The sequence below is a fragment of the Clostridium beijerinckii HUN142 genome, from assembly GCF_000621745.1.
GTDB classification, from domain to species: domain Bacteria; phylum Bacillota; class Clostridia; order Clostridiales; family Clostridiaceae; genus Clostridium; species Clostridium beijerinckii_A.
On sequence record NZ_JHXK01000011.1, the window covers coordinates 62,014 to 82,467 of the forward strand.

Genomic DNA, 20,454 nt, shown 5'->3' on the forward strand with positions numbered 1-20,454 from the left:
CCATATGCCTACAACAATTCTATGTGCATTACTGCTATAATCTCAAAGAATAAATGAAAAGCCAATTATATTATAACCCATTTAGATTTAAACCTTATAGAATAAGCACGTTTTGCCCACTCGCCTAAAGATTTAAAGCCTCCCATAACTAGTGACGTTACTACTGCTCCTATAAATGGTCCAAATGAAGAAATATAAAATTGTCCTGATATTATTGGCAAGTTCATACCAAAGTGCCTATTTAATAGTAATGGCAGCCACAATGTCCAGGTAAAACTATAAGAAATTGTAATATAGGCAATAACTTTTTTTAGATTCACAAAATCATCTCCTTGTTAAGTTCGATGTACCTTTACTAAAAACTTTTATCTGCAATGTAACATTTTGTGTATCTATTTTCTTAGTCCTATTTCTGAAAACTTGCTTGAAAGCAACTAAAAAATAGCGTTTATGAATACTACATTTCGACACTAAGCGATGGTCTTATTTTTTATAAGTGATTTACTGGTTTTGTACTACACATGATTCTTATGTTTACAGATTATGTGCTGATGAATTGTAGTTAAGTCTTCCATAAATAGCCTTATGAATATCTTACCATCTTTTCGAACTCCAATGTAAATTAATTGATTGTTTTCCATTATAGGGATATAATTAATTGTGCGATAAAAAAACAAACTTAGTCGAATTAAATATCATGACCTAAGTTTTATACACCAAAAGAACTACAAAGGAAGCTAATATCATACTATTGTTAGCTAAGTTCGAGTAACCAAATGTAAAATTTGGACTCTCACTTATCACTTATCGCTCACAATTTATTACTTATTAGTTAGGGGGAAAATTATCAATGATAAACAAAAAAATTAGTAAATTATTAGGGCCAGCTCTTGGAATTATGGGCTTTATGTTAACCATGGGTGCATTAGAAATGCCAGCTTTAGCAGCTGATAATGTACAAGCAATTTCTTCTTACACAAGTAGTACAACTTCGGCTGCAGCTACTTATAAAGATTATTCAGTTGATATAAATAAGAGCGTTACTCAAAATGGATTAAAGGTAACATTAGAAAAGGCAGTTGTAACAAAGCATAAGTTAAATGCAGTGATTAAAGTTGAAAGCACACAACCTTTTGATAAAACTAAATACAATGATAATTCAATATTTCAATTACTTTATGGTGAAACTCACCGGGGCGGAGAAGGTATGTCCACTGATTTTATAGATGATAAAACTCTATTAATTACTATAGATCAAGACAATGACGACGAAGAATTTCCTGAAAGTGGTGATTTAAGGCTAGATGTAGTATTTCCCAATTATAAAGTTAACATAGGGATGGATGCAAACGCAGATTTTTCAGGATCTTTTAATAACATAATTGAAAAAGATTTATCAACAAAAATTTCTGGATCTGACAGGACCTTAGATAAATTAGAATCTGATGTTTTAGGAACAACAGTTACTTATAGCGAACCTCAAAAAGACCATGATGATAGGTATATGGATTCTTCAATGATCTTAAAGGTTGGAGATAAAATGTATAAGTTAAGATCTTCTGGAAGTTCTTCAGATGATAAAGTAATAAAAGGGAGATATGAATCAAATACAGCCACCTATGATATTCTTAAAGACCAGAAAGATATAAGCATAATGCCTTTAACTTGTAATATAACTTGGGACGAATTTAGAAAAACACATGAAAATGGTAATAAAAAAGAAGATACAAATAAAGAAACAACTAATAATGTAACCTATTCAAAATCTTTCGATTTTTCTGATGGAAGTAAAGGGGAAATATATAATATTGAAAGAAATGATAATACTGTAAAAGTATATTGTAAGGGAAGTTCAGAAAAAGCAAGTTTATTAATGGCAAGTAGCATGAGTATGTATTATCATCTTACAGAAGGTCAAGTTTATTACTCTAATTATGATAGCGATAAAAATATGAGTTTCTATAAAGACCCAAATGTTGCTCTTGGATATATCGTAGAGTTTAATAATGTAGAAAAAGATAAAGCATTTGATATAATTTCTAGAGATAATATACAACAAATAGATAGATATAATCTAGGAAGTGAAATACAAATTTCTAAATAAAATAATGAAATAAAGCAGCATCTAATCAAGCTACTGCTTTATTCTACTCTTTGTTTCACTGTTGTCCTTAACATGGAAAAGCATAACCCATTGCATGCCATACCATAAAAACTGTTTTATCATAGTTATTTATATGAATTATTCTGCATGCTTATATAAAATCACACTTTCAATATAATTTATATACCTTCTTAATTCATTTGATTCTTCTCTAGTAATTTCTCCTGATTCATACATATTACGAACTGCTGAACGCTCTATATCCATGGCTTTAATTCTTAGTTCTTCCTTTTGTTTTATGCTTTCCTCATTATATTTAACTACGTTTCTTTTGAATCTATTAATCATGGTTCTATAATATAGAATTATGTCTTGTGCAGCGTTTGATCCTTCATGACTTCTTAGATATTCCTCTAAGACTTCAATTGCAGCTTGAAAGGATTTCAATTGAATATCTTTTACTAATTTCAAATTATTTAGCTTGATTTCTTTTCTCTTTTTGGACTTTTTGTAAAAAATTTTCGTTGCTCTCATTAATTTTCTTACAAGAAACATAGTATCTTGACTAGGATTTCTTAGAAAGACTTCTTCTCTATAATCTAAAGATTTGTCAAGTGCTTTAAATACTTGTTCATCAATCTCACTTTTACCCATTAATTCATTAATATATTTTCGTTCTGCCTTTAACGCTATTAATTGTATTTCAACCATTTCTTGTTGATTAAAATTTCTCTCGACTGCGTTTGAAGTTTGCTCAAATCTAAGATTTTGAGATATATGTTTATATTCATGAATTAATTCATAAGCCACTGCTTCATTTTTATCATTTATTTCTGACTCAATAGCTTTAATACCAGCAAATAAAAGTTTATTTTTGGCTTCGATTAGGTTTTTATCCCCAATCTTTTTATCTTCTTCTAATTCGCCTTTACATAAAAATGGTAGAAATATTGTTGCGCATATTAATGTAAATAATATTACACCAGCAGTTAAAAAAAGTATCAGTGAACGTTCTGGAAATGCATCTCCGTTATCCAAGAAAAAAGGTATTGATAGAACTCCCGCCATTGTAACCGTACCTCTAACACCTGTTAAACTAGTTAATAACGCTATCCTTACATTAGGCACTTCTATATTTTTACTTTTGCTTAAACGATATTCATAAAAAGCTGAAATATAAGACCAAATAAAACGAATTGCCAAAATAACAAATCCAATTGCAATAACATACCCGATAGCTTTTAAATTTCCTATATAGGGATCAGCTATTGTGTCACTCATTGATAAAGGAATATTTAATCCCAATAATAAAAATACAATTCCATTTAACACAAATAAAATAATTGACCATATATTTTCTGTAAGTACCTGCTCTTCCGCTATGCTAGTTTCAAATCTTCTGCTGATAAGTGAATGAACAATACCTGCAACCACCACAGCAATTACTCCTGATGCGTGCAAAAGTTCTTCAGTAATTATAAATATTACAAATGGAGCTAATATCTGCAAAAGGGAGTGAAAGACAACATCATTTATTCCCTCTTTACGCAAATTAAATCTTATTAATGTCAAAATCAAGGCAAAAATCAACCCTAAGACTGCCCCCGCTAAAAATAAATACGAAAAATTTAAAATTGCGTCTTTTAATGAGAAATAGCCTGTTACTACAGCAGCTATAGCATAATTAAAGGCTACTATACCTGATGCATCATTTATCAAAGATTCTCCTTTAACAAGAGTTAGTACTTTTTCAGGTATATGAATTCTCTTTGCTATACCATTCACAGCCACTGGATCAGTTGGTGATAAAATAGCTGCTAATGCAAAGGCAGCTGCAAGCGGAATTTCTGGTATCATCCAATGAATAAAATATCCTCCACCTATAGTTGCTAATAAAACTAATATTAAAGAATTTCCAAATATTGAACGCCTCATTTTCCATAACTCTTCTCGTGGAAAGTATTTTCCATCATTATATAAAATCGGTGCTACGAATAATAGAAAAAACCATTCTTCTTCTAATTCAAAAGAAGTATGTTTAAATGCAAATGCAATAATTACACCCAAAACAATTTGTGTCAAAGCTGTAGGTATAGATGGAACATAGTGACTAATAATATTTGAAATCAATAAACATCCCATAAGTAATAATATCGTCATTAGTAAATCCACTTCATATCCCCTCCTCTGGTCTATTTTAACTTATATGTTATTACTATTATACATGATAAAATTACTCAACAATAACACTTTTTATAAATTAGTATTTTGGGGATGTAATCCTTGTAATCTTACTTCTAGTCTGCCCTATAAATATAAAAAAACTTATTAGCTTTTTAGAAGCTAATAAGTTCTATTTTCTCGAAGAATTTAATATAAACTATAAGAATACTTTTACTGATTTTAACACTTATTCTTTGCTAAATAGTAAAGAGTTCTTACGCCAACTCCTGTACCACCTTTAGAACAATAACCAGTTTCCTTTTCAGTCCATGCTGTACCTGCAATATCTAAATGTAACCAAGGCTTATTTTGTACAAATTCACCTATAAATAATCCAGCAGTAATAGTTCCTGCATGCCTGCCTCCAGTATTTTTCAAATCTGCTATATCGGACTTAATAAGTTTTTTATAATCATCAAAGTTAGGTAATCTCCAAACTTTTTCGTCAGCTTTAAGTGATGCGCTTTCTAACTCTTTATAAAACTCATCGTTATTAGATACTACAGCCGTTGTAGTATCTCCAAGTGCAACTAAAGCAGCTCCTGTTAATGTAGCTAAATCTATAACCTTATTAACTTTTTCCTTTTCTATTATATAATGTACTGCATCTATAAGAGTAAGTCTTCCTTCTGCATCTGTATTTAAAACTTCAATATATTTACCAGCCATAGAACCAATTATATCTCCTGGTTTATATGCTTTGCCAGATATTAAATTCTCGCATGCAGCAATTACTCCTACAACATTTATCTTTAGCTTTTTCTTTGCTATAGCACTTATTGCTCCAATAACTGATGCAGCTCCACCCATGTCTGATTTCATTGAATCCATGCTGCTAGTTGGCTTGATAGAATATCCACCTGAATCATAAGTGACTCCCTTTCCAACTAGACCTAATATGTCGTCCTTTTTGCTTTCATCTCCAAAATATCTCATTACAATAAGTCTAGGAGGAAGTTCTGATCCTTTAGCTACTGATAGGAAAGATTCCATTCCAAGTTCATTAATTTTCTTTTCATCAAATACTTCAACTTCAAATCCATATTTGTTTCCAGAACCAATAACCTTTTCTGCAAGAGTTTCTGGATATAGTACATTAGCTGGTTCATTCACTAAATCCCTTGCAAATTTGGTTGTTTCAATAAGTATCAAAGCTTCATCTATATATTCATCTATTGAGTTTTGCTTTCCATTTTCATCAGTGCAGATACTTACTTCAATTTCCGAAGTTTCATTAGCTTCAGTCTTGTATTTATCAAATCTATATTCTCCAAAACCAATTCCTTCAACCATAGACTTTGTAATATCTTCAACTGATAAATTCTCATTAGATATCATATTTAATGCTATTTTTTTAGCTTTTAATTCAATTGCCTTTTTTATTGCCTTTCCAAAAGAACCTCTTATAATTTCTGTTGTCAACTCGTCCTTGCTTCCAAGTCCAATAAATATTATGTCTTGAACTCCACTTTCAACTACATTAGTAGCCACACATAGTTCCCCAGCATTACCTTTAAATTTATTGCTTTCTTTAAAATGCTTATATATCACTGTAAGCTTTTCATCTTGCAAATCTTTATTTTCACTATAAACAGGAAGCATAACTAAGTCACCTTCATTAGCTTTAATTGTATTAATTTTAAATTCCATACTATTCCCTCCATCTATAAAAGTTAGTTGATATTCACAATTTTATATTCACTGTTCACTACGTGCACATGCACTGGAAATATTTCATTCCTTTATAGTTTATTATTTCAATCATAAACTCTTTATATGTTATCTATATTCAAATAATAAATCTGCACTAATTGCTCACTTAAGATTCAAATTTAGAAACTTGACTATAATATACATATTAAAATTGTAAACAGTATAGATATAATTTATTTAAGCCTTAACATCTATCATTAATGTTACGCTTTTATTGTAGTTATTATACCATATAATACGAATATGAATACTTTTTTCCATCTTTATTCAATTGGTTCTTTTCAAAACAATTGAAAATCATATTATATAAGTTATAACTTCAAATAAAGTACAACAGCAGCAAACTTAACTAAATTATAATTTACTACAATGTAAAGCTATTTTTATTATACTTTATGAAAGCTTTGCCTTAATAGGTAGTTCCTAAATAATGAAAAGCACTGTACTAAATATATCGATTTAGCACAATGCTTATATATAGCAAATTTAGTTTACAAGTTTTAGATTTACAGATTGTTTCTTATTCTTCTTGCTACATCTGGATAATTAGTTATTATTGAATCAACCTTGTTTTTGTATAAAAAGTTCATTTCATCTTCTTCATTAACAGTCCAAACATGAAGTCGCATATTTTCCTTCTTACATTCTTCTATTAGATTTTCATACTGAAGATTGTAGCCACATGGATGTAATGCAGTTACACCTAATTTTTTAGCATATTCTAAAATACCTATCCATCCATCACAATATAATAATCCAGTTCTTGCTTTATTATTAAGTTCCTTAATTTTCTTTATTGTATAATGATTGAATGACGAATATATTACTCTATCCTCCAAATCCATATCTTTTGATAACTTTAATACCTTTTCTTCAATTCCCTCATAAAATATAATTCCAGTTTTAAGTTCTACATTTATACTTAAATTGGTTGGCTTTAAAAGCTCGTAAACTTCCCTGAGAGTAGGAATTTCAGCATGATCATAATTAGGATTAGAATAATTAAAGTTAAAATTCTTAAGTTCATTTAATGCATAGTCTATTACATTACCCTTTCCATTACTTGTTCTATCAATTGTTTCGTCATGTATTACCACTAATTCTCCATCTTTTGTAAGTTGCACATCTAATTCAACACCATCTGCCTCTTGGACAACTGCAAGTTCAAATGCTTCTAAAGTGTTTTCTGGCGCATATCCTGAAGCACCTCTATGTGCCCATATCCTTGTATCACACATACTCTATCACCTTCCACATAATTTATATAATGCAAAAAAGTATCAAGTATTTAATTACTGTTGATACTCTTTTTATATGTTTGATAAACTTTAATTTTAATATATTTTATAAAACTACAGAATTAGTTTATACATCAAGGCTCAAAAATTGCCGCATGAATCATGCTACTTATTAATCTTGTTATATTCGCCAATTGACTTATTAATACTATCTGCCATAGCTTTTACAGTTTCTTCTGGAGTTTGTTTTCCATTAAGCATATTTTCAATTTCAGTTTCAACTGTTTGCCTAGCTTCTGGGAATACGCTTAACAGTGCTCCTGCATACTCTGGTGATGAGCTGTGAAGCTGATCAACTGCTGTCTTAAATTGTGGGAATTTATTAATATTATCTTTATATACTTGTTCATTTTGAGCATCAGCTGTAACAGGGAAATATCCAGTGTTAGCATTCCAATAAGCTTGTGATTCTCGAGAAATCAAGAATTTTACAAATTCCCATGTGGCCTTCTTTTTAGCGTCATCTTTATTATCTAATGCCCATAAAGATGCACCTCCAATTGAAACTCCACCTTTTGAACCATCGACAGCAGTTGGAAAGTATGCAGTACCAACTTCAAATTTACCATTAACATCAGTTAAAATTTGTTTTAATGAAGCTGTTGAACCTAATGTCATTGCAGATTTTCCTGCTGAGAAATCAGCAAGCCCTGCATCTCCGCCACGTCCTACATTAGATGTACATCCCTTATCATATAAACTCTTCCATGAATTTAAAATACTTAAAGCCGCACCATTTTTGTCAAAGTCAACTGCAGTTGCTGCACCCTGTCTACCGTTTCCGTTATCTGCATATTTAAGCCCTTGTTTAGCAATAAATTCTTCAAAGAACCAGCCATAAATACCAAGAGAAATTGCATTAGCAGCTCCACCTTTAGACTTTAAATCGCCTGAAATGTTTTCAATTTGAGAAAAACTTTGGGGTACATCTTTAATACCAGCCTTAGCAAACATATCTTTATTATAATATAGTATTGGGGTTGATGAATTAAATGGCATTGAATATAACTTCTTATCTACAGTATAATATGCGGCTATATTAGGTTCGATTTTCGAAATGTCATAATTATCTTTATCAATTAATTCCTGCATCGGAACTATATACCCTGAATCTATCATAAAACGAGTCCCAATGTCATAAATTTGTACTAAATCTGCTCCCATATTTCCAAGCTGTGCACTTTTAAGTTTATTTATTGAATCATCGTATTCTCCTTGATATTGTGCATCTACATAAATTCCTTTATCATTTTCGCTGTTAAATTTATCTACTAAATGAGTAAGAGCATCTCCATTTACGCCTCCCATAGAGTGCCAAAACGTTATTGTTGTTTTTCCTTTATTATTACCATTAGATGAGTTATTCACAGTTTCTTTACTAGCGCCACCGCATCCTGCAAGTAAAGTCAGGGCCATTGTAGCCGTTAAAACAAGTGGTAAGAATTTTTTTAATTTCATTTCTATTTTCTCCCTTCAATTTTGAAAATCATAATATTCCTATATTTAAACAGCTTATATTTTTTAATTAAATGCTGTTTTTTAACCATTATCTGTACTTTAATAAATCTTACTGTTCGATTTAGCCTTTAACAGCACCAGAGAACATACCTCTTATAAGTTGTTTTTGCCCTGCAACAAAGATTAATAGTGATGGTATTATTACCATTACAACACCTGCAATCATCATTGTTATGGACTGTGAGTCAATACTATTAAGCATACTTATACCAATTTGAACTGTTCGCATTTTATCAGATCCAGTTACTAGAAGTGGCCACATATACATATTCCAAGCATTTATAAATGTATAAACTGCCATTGCACCTATTGATGATTTTGTAAGAGGCATTAAAATTTTACATATGAACTTTATATTTGAGCATCCATCAATCTTTGCTGATTCATAAAGTGCAATTGGAAAGGATAAATAAAATTGTCTAAATAAAAATATTCCCATTGCTGATGCCAAATATGGAACTATAAGTACTTGATATGAATCCAGCCAATTCCATGAACTTACTGTTAAATAATTTGAAATGATCGTTGCTTCTCCTGGTATCATCATTGTTGACATAACAATCATAAACAATAATTCCTTACCTTTAAAATTTAAGAATGAAAATGAAAATGCCGCTAGTGAACACGATACTATTTGCCCAACTGTTATTAATCCTGCTACTAAAAATGAGTTAAATACAAATTTAAATAATGGAACTTTTTTTAATACATCTAAAAAGTTCGATAATGTAGGATTTTTGGGTATTAAATTTAAATCTGCTGAAAATACCTCACTTGATTCCATAAATGCAATGCTTAAAGCATATAAAAGAGGTAGAAGTACAATTAAAACAACAATCAAATTAATTAATAGTCTCAAAGAAGAGTTAATTCTTTTTCTATTTTTATGTCTTCTTCTCATCTTAGTTTGAATATCTTCTATTTCCTTTTTCGTTATATTTTCATTAATTACAGCTTCCATTAATACTTAACTCCTTTCTTTTCTACTCTGAACATTATTAATGTAAGTATCATTATTATTGCAAAAAGTACAACTGATTGTGCGGCTGCGCTACCAAATCGATAATTGAAAAATGCATCCCTATAAATTGAATAAACAAGAAGATTGGTTGACTCCCCTGGTCCACCTTGAGTTAATATTTTAACTTGTCCAAATGCTTGAAATGCTTGGATAATATTTACTACGAGCGTATAGAATAGAATTGGACTAAGTCCAGGTAACGTTAATTTAAAAAATTTATGAAGTGAGTTTGCCCCATCAATTGATGCTCTTTCATATATAGATTCATCAATATTGCTTAGTCCCGCCGAAAAATACAGGAAATTAATACCGCTGTTAAGCCATGCAGTTAATACTGCAACACAAATTAATGCATACTTAGGATCAGTTAACCAATTTATATTAACATTGAGAATTTTATTTACAATACCTACAGATGGGTGAAGAATAATTTTAAATATCATTGATGCTGATGTAGATGCAATTGCCATTGGAAGAGCATACGCAGTGCTAAAAATTCGTATTCCCGGAAAGGTTTTGTTACATAATAAGGCTGTTATAAGTCCTAAAGCCATGCTTACTAAAACAACTATTGCTACAAATATAACTGTAACAATTAGGCTATTATAAAATGATGATGATGAAAATAAATCTGTATAATTTTCAATTCCTACAAATAATTTAGGCTGTCCCATTTTATCTGTTTTATATAAACTTAAATATATTGTTTTAAAAAATGGATAAAATAAAAATAATATAAAAATTATAAGGCTTGGTATAATAAACAAATATGGTCCAATTTCAAATTTTTTTATTTTATTCATTACATAGGCCTCCTTTAACTTCATCATGCAAAATATTCTTTTCTGTGGTTTCATCAAAAATACAAATATTTTTTGTATTTATTAGAATCTGAGCCTCATCCCCAGTGCTTAAGCTAACGCTATCTTTAAAAATTGCTGTCAGCTCACTATTTCCAATTTTAAAATAAACATATGTCTTGTCTCCAAGCATTTCGCTTAATTCCACTTTTATATTAATTACTGAAGATACATATTCTTTATCTTCGTCCTTTATATCTGCACTTTGCGTAATATGCTCGGGTCTTATGCCGATAATTACATTTTTATTTTCATAGGATTTTTTTATTAATAACTTACTTTTACTTTTAGGTAAGTACACTTTTTCATTACCAAATATGAAATACACTTCATCATGTTCCTGTTTTAATTGGCATTTTATAAAATTCATTGACGGTGATCCTATAAAACCTGCAACAAATTTATTGATTGGATTATTATATAATTGCTCTGGAGTATCTACTTGATGCACTATTCCACCTTTTAATACAACTATTTTGGTACCAAGTGTCATTGCCTCTGTTTGATCGTGCGTTACATATATAATTGTATTGTTTAATTTTTTATGAAGTTTTGACATTTCAACTCTCATATGGTTTCGCAATTTTGCATCTAAATTTGACAAAGGCTCATCCATAAGCAAAATTTTAGGGTTTCTAATTATTGCACTTGCTATCGCAACTCTTTGCTTCTGACCTCCAGATAATTCTTTTGGCATTCTCTTTAATAATTCTTGTATTTCTAAAATTTCTGCAACTTTATTTACTTTTTCTTTTATAGTAGCTTTATCAACTTTTCTCACCTTTAAAGAAAATGCTATATTATCATAAACGGACATCATTGGATATAGTGCGTAATTTTGAAATACCATGCTTAAATCTCTTTCTTTGTGAGTAAGATAATTTGCAAACTGTCCGTCCAGCCACATTTCGCCTTCGCTTATTTCTTCAAGACCAGCTATCATTCTAAGTGTTGTTGATTTACCACATCCTGATGGCCCAACTAAAATCAAAAAATCTTTATCATCAACTTCTAAATTGACATTTTTGACTGCATATGATTCATCATCGTATTTTTTACATACGTTTTTGAGCAATAATTTTGACACTAGTTTTCCTCCTTAAACATTACTTTTAACAAATCTTCCAACAATTTGAATATTATCATTGTAAAAATTCAAAGTCAATTTATAGGAAACGTTTAACATGAGTATTTACATAGTATTAACCTAAGCTTTACAGTTTTATGCCAATACCTTTACCTTAATTTAACAAAGAGCACTGTACTAAATATATTGATTTAGCACAATGCTTACATATTAAAAATAATGGCAATTTTGTAGTTTTAATAATCTATTTTTATAAGCCTATCTCATTTGGTAGTGATATAATAATTATTATATGAAGCTATAATCTAATCAATAATATAATTTTTTCAAAATTTATAAGTGAGGCAAATTAAAAGCAATATAGAAAAGAGGAATATATTTGGAAGTAGTAAATGTAACCCACAAAAGTATCGATATTTTTTCAAATGTTCTAAATGAGTCTGCCACATGGCTTAATTCTATAAATCAACCAATGTGGAAGTATGAAGATATAACAAGTGAAGAATTGCTAAAGAAATATAGCATCGATGATATGAAATTATGCTACGAGAACAGAACCTTAATTGGAGTATATATTTTGCAATGGTATGATCCTCTATTTTGGGCAAATTTACAAAAGAATGAATCTGGAATACTGCACAAATTAGCTGTTTGTAGAAAAAGTGTAAAAAAGGGATATGGACGCAAACTAATACAATCTGCTGAATTAATTTGCAAAGAGCACAATGTAAACTGGTTAAGGTTAAATTGTGGTACATTTAGAGACAGGCTAAGAAACTTTTACGAAAGCAATGATTTTAAGATTGTAGACAGAGTATTTATTGATAATAGAGATCAAATTAGATATGAAAAATTTCTGAATCTATAAAAAATAAGAATATACTTAAATATTCTTATCTATAATTAAATGACTTTAAATTTAGATAAACATTATATATATCTATGAAAAAATTTGAATATTTATAGTTATGTTGTACATAACTAATGTACTATAGGGAGGTGACGCCATGACATATATGTCAATTGATTTATTAATTGCAGCTGTATTTGTAATTATAGGTATATTATTTATAAAATCCAATGGAAAAGGTTGTTATTTTATTTCAGGATATAACCTTGCATCTCCAGAAGAAAGAAAAAAACTATGACGAAGTGAAAATTTGTAACTACTTTGGGAAAACAATTTTGATATGGTCAGTTTTCTTTATCATAGGAGCTCTTGTGGATTACTTCTATTATGGAACTGGAATGAAACTTGCATTCTTACTTTTAACAATTGCCCTAGTATATCACATTTATATACGCTATAAGAAATTTGATGAAAAATTTAAAGTATAAAATGTGATATATAGATCCTAGCTTTAAAACTAGATTTATGTTGTAGCTTACCGAAATAATAAATGTTTTGTTCCGAAAAACTATGAAATATAGCAAAATAGAAAGCAGAAACATTTTTATGCAGTAGGCATTTGAAAATAAGCTGTTAAAAGTTCTTAATTGTAGTTTGTTCTACTAATGCTTGTCACGAAATTGGGAGCAAGCATTAGTGATGCAAACTGTAATTTAGCACTTTCAGCGAAATTTTCATAGTCCTGCGAAATAATAATGTTTCTGCTTTCGGTGTAGTATGGCATAAATCTAATGTTGTTTATAAACTTAAAGCTTTTTCATCTTCTCCTTAATCAAGCTAAAATAACTTCCAAGCACCGCAAGAATTTTCACCACTTCATCCAGATCAAAATTCAAAGAATGTCTTTTCATTTTTAGAGCTTCCTCCAGCTTAAAAAGCATAGATACTCCTTCCTTTAATCCAAATTTATCACAACTTACTGCGAGTCTATTCACTTCTCTTAAATTGCCGTCTAAAGTTACGCTTACTCCACTTAATAAAATTCCATCCAAAAGCACCTCTATATCATCAATCACAGTTCTCAAGTCTTGATTATTTTCCATAAAATCACATCCTTTATGTAATTGAATTAAACAAACTACTGTATACATATTGATAGCTATATTACGCTGTCTTTTCTGTAAGATAAGAAGATAAGGCAAGTTAAATCAATTACCATCTATATAGTCAAATTCATTAACGTACCATTTTTATAATAAGCTGTTATAGGGATTGCTGTAAGTCCAGTTTCGTTACTGAATACTTTAGTCAAGAGCATAAATGGATAGTTTTTCATTCTTTCCATTCTCTCCAGCTTTTCTATAAGCTTCTTATTATGACTAGAATACTTGACTTCAATGGTTACAGATTCTTCTTTTTCATCATATAATTGCATTTTGAAGAGCTGCTGTATTTTATCAAAGCTGCTTTCTCCAAACTTCAATGGCTTTATAAGAAATAAATTATAATTTTCTTCTCTTTCATTAAAATATAATCCTGAGTTCTTAGAAACTGTTAAAAATAAATCCTTCCAAGAATTAAAGGTCTTGTCCTTAAGATAAATACTTTGAATATCTGTGGTACCTACAATTTCCCCTTTGCTATTTTCACTAGAAGATAACCTAAAATCTCCATTTATCTTTCCATTAACCAGCTTTATTCTAGATTTAGAGAAGCTTTCTATATCAGAAGCAATTCCCCAAGGACAGCTTTCTCTGCTACAGCTGTTTTTATTATTGTAGGATGAATTTCTAGATATAGTGTAAGTAAACCATTTGTTAAAGCCTTCTACTGTAAAGTAAAATGTAGTTCCTTCATAGCCTGACTCTGTTATCCACTTGCTAGATCCTACTGCTGTAAGTTCTATAGGAGGAATTTCATAATAAGAACTTTTATGCTCTCCCATTAATTCTACTAAAGTTTTTTCATCACTGCAGTTTTCAATAACCATGGTCAAAACATAAATGCTTTGAAGCAAATACCTAAAACTTTCTACAGAAAAAGAAGCATTTTTATTAATATATAATCTGAGTTTTCCTTGAAGTGCTCTTATCTTCTTCTCAATACTTGGAATATCACTATTATGACAAATAATTGATACCTGTTCCAGCTTATCTAAAAAACTTTCAGGAATTCTTGCAAGACCTGTAAAATATATTTCATCTATAGTTTTTCTAACTTCCTTTATACATCTTTCTAAAGTTTCTTTACTTACAATTTTGTCCTTAGCAATTAAAGAAGTAACCTCTTCTTTCTTTAACATGCCTTTGTAAAGACCATAGTGAATTACTGCCTCTGCCTTATGTCTACAAAGTGCTTTACTCTTGCAGCTGCATAAAGCATTATTGACTATACTGCTATCCTTTATGGATATATATTTCTTTTTTTCGCCATTCACAGAAATAAACTTTACAATTGCTTCTCCTGCAAATTCTACTTCAAGAAGAGCTTCTTCTTTTATATCTGCTTTTAATCCAAACTCCATTCTTTTAACAATATTTCCAAATTCTCTGTCACCCAAAGCAGTTTTTATGCTCTTTAAGGTTATATTTAAAAGTTCTGAATAATCTGGACTGAATTCCTTCTGTTGTTTTGATATGTCCCTTTCTTCACTAGAATCCCCATTTGAAGAAGAGGACTCTCCAAAGATTTCTTCCATATGATTTTTTATATATAAATAACTCATTACAGCATGCTTACAAATATTCCTTGATGGACAGCTGCACTTAAAGGCTTGGATATCTTCATTTACGCTACATGAATTTCCATCTGGCAGTTCACATTTTACAGATGCTTCTTCCACTGTAATTTTAACACCAGCATCAGAGTTTAAGTCCTTTGACGCTCTATTAAATATACCTTTATTAGTAACTCCAATAAGATACTCATCATTAATAGAAAGAATATAAGATTTTAACTTACTTAAGAAATTATCTTTGCTATCCATTTAGCTAACCCTCCTGGCGTCATCGCTGCAACTTCTGCTCCAAGTGCAGTCATTTTACCTGCAGCCTTCTTATCATAAAAGCCATTCGCTTTATCATCCAAAGCTGTAAGAATTATAAGCTTAGCTCCAGTTTCAATTATTGCCTTAGCCCTTGCATACATTATGTTGTAATTATACCCATCATAAAGGTCTGTCACCATTACTACCATAGTTCTTAAAGGACTTTCTATCAATTTTTCTGCATAACCTAAAGCCCTTCCTATATTAGTCCCTCCTCCCAGCTGAACACTCATAAGTGTTTGAACTGCATCATCCACATAAGAAGTTAAGTCTACTATTTCCGTGTCAAAAATAAAAAGGCTGGTTTTTAACATAGGGAGCTTTGAAAATATGCCTGCCATTATAGCACTGTGAATGACAGAAGAGAGCATACTGCCACTTTCATCTACAGCAATTACTATGTTCCAAGTATTATATTTTCTTACTCTACCATAAAAATAAACTTTGTCTACAATTATTCTCTCTTCTTCTTTATCATAATTTTTTAAATTAGCTCTTATCGTTCTTTTAAAATCAATGTTTCTAGCAGACTTCACAGCACTTCTTTTGTTTCTGTCCACTTTTCCTATAATAGTAAGCTTTACTTCATTTTCTAGACTTTTAGTTATTTCATCGACTACCTTTTTAACTATTTTTCTTGCTGTATCTAAAACATCTCCCTTCATTAAATGTTTCATCTGCAATATATTTTTTAAAAGCTCTGCATTAGGCTCCATGGCCTCTAGCACTTTTTTATCTGTTAAAAGCTCCTTCATGTTATATTTTTCTAGAGCATGCTTTTCTAATATTTCCACTGTTTCTTTAGGAAATAAGGTTCTAACCTTTGTTATCCAAGAAGGCACTGTAAACTTAGAACTTCCTCTTCCTCCTCTTGGGTCATCTACTCTTATTCCTCTTTCTTCATCATAATCCCTATCATATAAGAACTCTAGCAAATCACTAAGCTCTGAGTAATTGCTGCTATCTTCCGAAAATCCTATTCTATCCTCTGCAAACTTTCCAAGTACTAATCGCCATCTATTTAAACCAATTAAATCTTCATTCATACCTTACCCTTTCTCTTTTAAAGTAAAACTTACACTTAGCAAATATTATTTCACCTCATATAACTGTTAACTCAAACCAATTCCCACAATATAAGTTATTTAATCTGCACTTTATCTAGAATCTTACACCTGGTATTTTATGGATGTATATTCCACTTCTTCAAAATCTCCATTGCATATTTATCTAATGATACTGCTAGGTTTATATCCTCTTCTTTTAATGCCTTTTCATATAGAATATTATCATCATCAGTGCTGTACACTTTTGCTGCCTCTTTAGCAATGCTGTCAATTTCAAAAGGATTAAAGAATGTAAAACTAAATCTCAAATCTGGAAGAAGCGCCATGAAGTGTTCCTCTTCTATGTTTCTCATAAAGCTATCTATTCCATTAAGTAAATCCTCTTCAATAAGTAATAAGTCTTTAGCTGTAGAAAATAGTCCTTTTAAAAAGCTTCCTGACTTCATAAGTTTTTCCCCAGTTCCATAAAGATACTGCATTGCCTTATCTGTTACTTCCTTAGAATTAATAGAATTTAATCCGTATAATATACCTAATGCTGCTCCTTCAACTGCGCTGTTTAGATTCTTCTTATTAATAAGCAGTTTTAAGCTGTCGATTAAAGTTTCACTATCAAAATCAGCTTTATTAGAAATATGATAAATATCTTTTAGCTTAGATATAACTTCATTTTCATTGTCATAATCTACAGTGCTTAAACTTGTTATTTGAGACACAGCTTTATTATAAGCAGCATTAAAGAATTCTTTAAGCTTTCCATTTATATTAATATTAAGCAAATCCTCTGAATTACATAAAAAATTTAGATTGTAACAAGAATTTGTAACTGATACAAAATCTTCATCGCCATTTAAGATCTCACCAAAGGATGGAAGAAGTCCCTGAAAACTGCTTTCAACGCCCATAAGTGCAGCTTCTATTAAAAGCAGTGAAGCTTCTCCTGATACATTTTCACAAGAGATAAACCTCTTTGCAAGTATAGAACTTGCTGCCTCCTTTAAGCTCCCACCATGCACTGAAAGTTCTATAAGTGTAGCTTGAAGTTTAGTAGTCCATTTATACTTCCATACTTCTCTTACTAAATTGGTATTTTTCCTTTTAATAAAATCAGGTCCCTTTTCCATGAAGCAAAAGCTAGTATTTAAAAACTTCATTATATGAAAAAACTTACTTTGCTCCCTATGCTTTTTACTCTTATAAATACTTAATGGCACTTCATTTTCTAAATTAGTGTTTTTTATGTTAAACTTTCTGCACAATTCATTAAAATCTTGTACTATAGGTGGCACTTCTGCTAATGCGCATAACTTACCTATTTTATTTCCTGTAAGCAGGTCTCTCAAATATTTTAAAGAAACCTGTGCCTCTGCATCCATTTCACCTTTTACAAAAGAAGATGTTATGCCATCCTTAAGCTCATAAACTCCACATTCATACTTGTTCCTTAGAGATTTAAGTCCCTTTGCCATATTAAAGACTTCAATTTCATCTGCTGTAGAAAGATTTCCGTGATTTTTTCTTATAAGTTTCCCGCAGTGTACAATATAATTAAGAACAGCATCTTCATAAGGCTTATCCACCTTTTTCTGAATATTTTCAAAAACTCGTTGATAAAAAGCAGGATGAGGCATTCCGCTGGCATAACCATTTAATTGATCACTTTCCTCAAAAGAATAAGCCATGGCATATACTCCAGTGTCCTCTTGAGCTATATTATGAAGAGTTATTTCCTCATTAGATTCGAGTCCATCAATAAGGGCAGAAGTATGAAAGCCTCCGCTTACTACAAGAACTTTATTGTATTTTTTAACAGCTTCTCTTATTTTAATACTCATAAATGTTTCTCTAGAAAGACAGCCATCCTCTTTAAGCATTTGTTCATTATAGCCTGCTCTAGAAAGATAACAGGAAAATATCATATTTTCTATGAACTTCTCAGTACTTATCTTAAGTCCATCTATTTCGAATAATTTTTCCCAAAGCTCATTATAATTTCTGCAGCCTTCCTTTTCACAAAGGGTTTTAATAAAAATACTTTCCTTCATTAAATAATCATCATTATAGGTATTTTTCTCCTGAGCTTTTCCCATGATCTCTAGTTTTTTGCTGTTTATAAGTATTTCAGAATATGATAAGTCTATAAACTCACAGGCAATATTTCTCTTTTTTCCTTCTCTTAATGCTAAAAGCTCTGGAGAAAAATCTAAAAAGGGATAATAGCACCTATACTTTTCTTTGTTTTCTTCTATAAGCGCATTTCTATCATAGTAACTATAGTAAATACATACAGGGGCTTTCGTTTCCTCATGAGCTATATACTTTATTACTTTATTAGCCTCTGCAGGCCCTTCAATTAATATAATTTCAGGATTATAACTCTCTATTACCTTTTTCAGATGAAAGCTACAGGCAGGACTATGGTGTCTTACTGGGAAAAACATTACTTTGCTTTCTAAATTGTAAGCTTTTTTCACATAGTTTTTTATTTTATTATCTATATTCTGATTGTCTATATTTTTACCCATGCTAGCTCCACCCTTATTTAATCCACTTTTTAGCTTCATAGAAATCCTTCCAGTTACCACCCATTTTTGCACTTTTACCTTTAACTACAATGTTAAAATAACTCCTTAGCTTATCCACATCTTCACGGCTTTCCTTAAGGACAGAACCTAGTATGTTTTGTACCATAGTACTCATATCAATTTTAGAATCTCCATAATAAAAGCTGCTCATAAGAGTTTGATAATAAACTGACACTGCCTCAGCTGTACTCATTACTGCAGAAGGCTTGTCAATTCTACTACCTTCAGAAGAGATTCCTTCCCTTAATTCATGGAAGGTTGTAGCAAGAATTTCCGCTGCATCTCTATCCACTTCCATATCAATATTTGAATTCTTAATAAGCTTCTCAACTTCTCCTTCTATAATCTTAGCTTCTAAAGAAACATCGCTTATTGGGAATACAGTTTCAAAATTAAATCTTCTCTTTAAGGCACTACTCATTTCATTAACTCCACGGTCTCTAGTATTAGCAGTAGCTATAACATTGAAACCAGGAGATGCACAAAGCAGTCCTTCTTCTCCAAACTCTGGTATATTTAAAACTTTATCACTAAGTATACTGATTAAACTATCTTGCACCTCTGCTGGGCATCTAGTGATTTCCTCAAATCTAGTTATAATTCCCTTTTTCATGCCTACATACAAAGGAGAAGGAACTAATGCTTCTTTAACTGGTCCTTTAGCTAAAAGCAAAGCATAATTCCAAGTATACTTAATCATGTCCTCTGTAGTTCCTGCTGTTCCCTGTATAGTATTTGTGCTACATCCACAAATAGCAGCCGATAAAAGCTCACTTAACATGGTTTTAGCTGTTCCCGGCTCTCCAACCAGCATAAGTCCCCTATTTCCAGCTAAAGTTATAATACATCTCTCAATAAGAGTATCATCTCCATAAAATTTCTTTGTAATATTAACATTCTTTCTTTTTAGCTTTAAAGGCTTACTTCTTCCTAAAATAAAAGTCCTTACAGCCTTAGGAGATAATCTCCAGTTTTCTGGTTTAGGCCCGTCATCGTTAGCTTCTAATGCAGCTAATTCATCTGCATATAATATTTCAACGGTAGGTTTTAATGCTTTTATTTCACTCATATATTATATTTAG

The 20,454-nt window shown here is 30.7% G+C and carries 16 protein-coding genes; 3 read left to right on the forward strand and 13 right to left on the reverse strand.

All coding sequences use genetic code 11. The features are described from left to right. Positions 1 to 65: 65 nt before the first annotated feature. Positions 66 to 320, reverse strand: coding sequence for a hypothetical protein (locus T483_RS32045; protein WP_242841809.1), 255 nt, complete (start codon positions 318 to 320; stop codon positions 66 to 68). A gap of 530 nt (positions 321 to 850) precedes the next feature. Between T483_RS32045 and T483_RS0105855 the strand changes: the two genes are divergently transcribed. Then, positions 851 to 2,104 (forward strand): DUF4179 domain-containing protein, encoded by a 1,254-nt coding sequence (locus T483_RS0105855; protein WP_026886008.1) that lies wholly within the window; start codon positions 851 to 853, stop codon positions 2,102 to 2,104. A 138-nt stretch (positions 2,105 to 2,242) separates the two neighbouring features. Here T483_RS0105855 and T483_RS0105860 read toward each other — a convergent pair whose 3' ends face one another. The 7 genes from T483_RS0105860 to T483_RS0105890 form a co-directional block, all read right to left on the reverse strand. Beyond that, positions 2,243 to 4,276, reverse strand: a complete 2,034-nt coding sequence (locus tag T483_RS0105860) for a Na+/H+ antiporter (protein WP_026886009.1) — start codon at positions 4,274 to 4,276, stop codon at positions 2,243 to 2,245. A 231-nt stretch (positions 4,277 to 4,507) separates the two neighbouring features. Then, positions 4,508 to 5,977 carry a leucyl aminopeptidase gene (locus T483_RS0105865; RefSeq protein WP_026886010.1) on the reverse strand — a complete coding sequence of 490 codons (1,470 nt, stop codon included), beginning with the start codon at positions 5,975 to 5,977 and terminating at the stop codon, positions 4,508 to 4,510. Between the two features lie 569 nt (positions 5,978 to 6,546). Then, positions 6,547 to 7,278, reverse strand: a complete 732-nt coding sequence (locus tag T483_RS0105870) for a glycerophosphodiester phosphodiesterase (RefSeq protein ID WP_026886011.1) — start codon at positions 7,276 to 7,278, stop codon at positions 6,547 to 6,549. Positions 7,279 to 7,443: 165 nt separating this feature from the next. Next, positions 7,444 to 8,796, reverse strand: coding sequence for an ABC transporter substrate-binding protein (locus T483_RS0105875; RefSeq protein WP_026886012.1), 1,353 nt, complete (start codon positions 8,794 to 8,796; stop codon positions 7,444 to 7,446). A gap of 121 nt (positions 8,797 to 8,917) precedes the next feature. Continuing rightward, positions 8,918 to 9,817, reverse strand: a complete 900-nt coding sequence (locus T483_RS0105880) for a carbohydrate ABC transporter permease (RefSeq protein WP_026886013.1) — start codon at positions 9,815 to 9,817, stop codon at positions 8,918 to 8,920. Then, on the reverse strand, positions 9,817 to 10,680 hold the full coding sequence (locus T483_RS0105885) for a carbohydrate ABC transporter permease (protein WP_026886014.1): 864 nt from the start codon (positions 10,678 to 10,680) through the stop codon (positions 9,817 to 9,819). The genes T483_RS0105880 and T483_RS0105885 overlap by 1 nt, the downstream gene beginning before the upstream one ends. Continuing rightward, on the reverse strand, positions 10,673 to 11,824 hold the full coding sequence (locus T483_RS0105890) for an ABC transporter ATP-binding protein (RefSeq protein ID WP_026886015.1): 1,152 nt from the start codon (positions 11,822 to 11,824) through the stop codon (positions 10,673 to 10,675). Before T483_RS0105890 ends, T483_RS0105885 begins: the two co-directional genes overlap by 8 nt. A gap of 379 nt (positions 11,825 to 12,203) precedes the next feature. Here T483_RS0105890 and T483_RS0105895 point away from each other — a divergent pair, with 379 nt between their 5' ends. Both T483_RS0105895 and T483_RS30395 read left to right on the forward strand, forming a co-directional pair. Next, a complete protein-coding gene (locus T483_RS0105895) occupies positions 12,204 to 12,692 on the forward strand; it encodes a GNAT family N-acetyltransferase (RefSeq protein WP_026886016.1) in 489 nt (162 codons plus the stop codon). Positions 12,693 to 12,831: 139 nt separating this feature from the next. Continuing rightward, a complete protein-coding gene (locus T483_RS30395) occupies positions 12,832 to 12,972 on the forward strand; it encodes a DUF3784 domain-containing protein (protein ID WP_080696929.1) in 141 nt (46 codons plus the stop codon). A 508-nt stretch (positions 12,973 to 13,480) separates the two neighbouring features. Here the strand turns inward: T483_RS30395 and T483_RS0105905 are convergent. The 5 genes from T483_RS0105905 to T483_RS0105925 form a co-directional block, all read right to left on the reverse strand. After that, a complete protein-coding gene (locus T483_RS0105905; protein WP_026886017.1) occupies positions 13,481 to 13,777 on the reverse strand; it encodes a hypothetical protein in 297 nt (98 codons plus the stop codon). Positions 13,778 to 13,893: 116 nt separating this feature from the next. After that, positions 13,894 to 15,660, reverse strand: a complete 1,767-nt coding sequence (locus T483_RS0105910) for an SWIM zinc finger family protein (protein WP_026886018.1) — start codon at positions 15,658 to 15,660, stop codon at positions 13,894 to 13,896. Beyond that, entirely contained in the window at positions 15,636 to 16,766 is a 1,131-nt protein-coding gene (locus T483_RS0105915; protein ID WP_026886019.1) for a VWA domain-containing protein, read from the reverse strand. Before T483_RS0105915 ends, T483_RS0105910 begins: the two co-directional genes overlap by 25 nt. A gap of 137 nt (positions 16,767 to 16,903) precedes the next feature. After that, positions 16,904 to 19,351, reverse strand: coding sequence for a DUF5682 family protein (locus tag T483_RS0105920; protein ID WP_026886020.1), 2,448 nt, complete (start codon positions 19,349 to 19,351; stop codon positions 16,904 to 16,906). Next, positions 19,326 to 20,441, reverse strand: a complete 1,116-nt coding sequence (locus tag T483_RS0105925) for an ATP-binding protein (protein WP_035790038.1) — start codon at positions 20,439 to 20,441, stop codon at positions 19,326 to 19,328. Before T483_RS0105925 ends, T483_RS0105920 begins: the two co-directional genes overlap by 26 nt. Between the last annotated feature and the right edge of the window lie 13 nt (positions 20,442 to 20,454).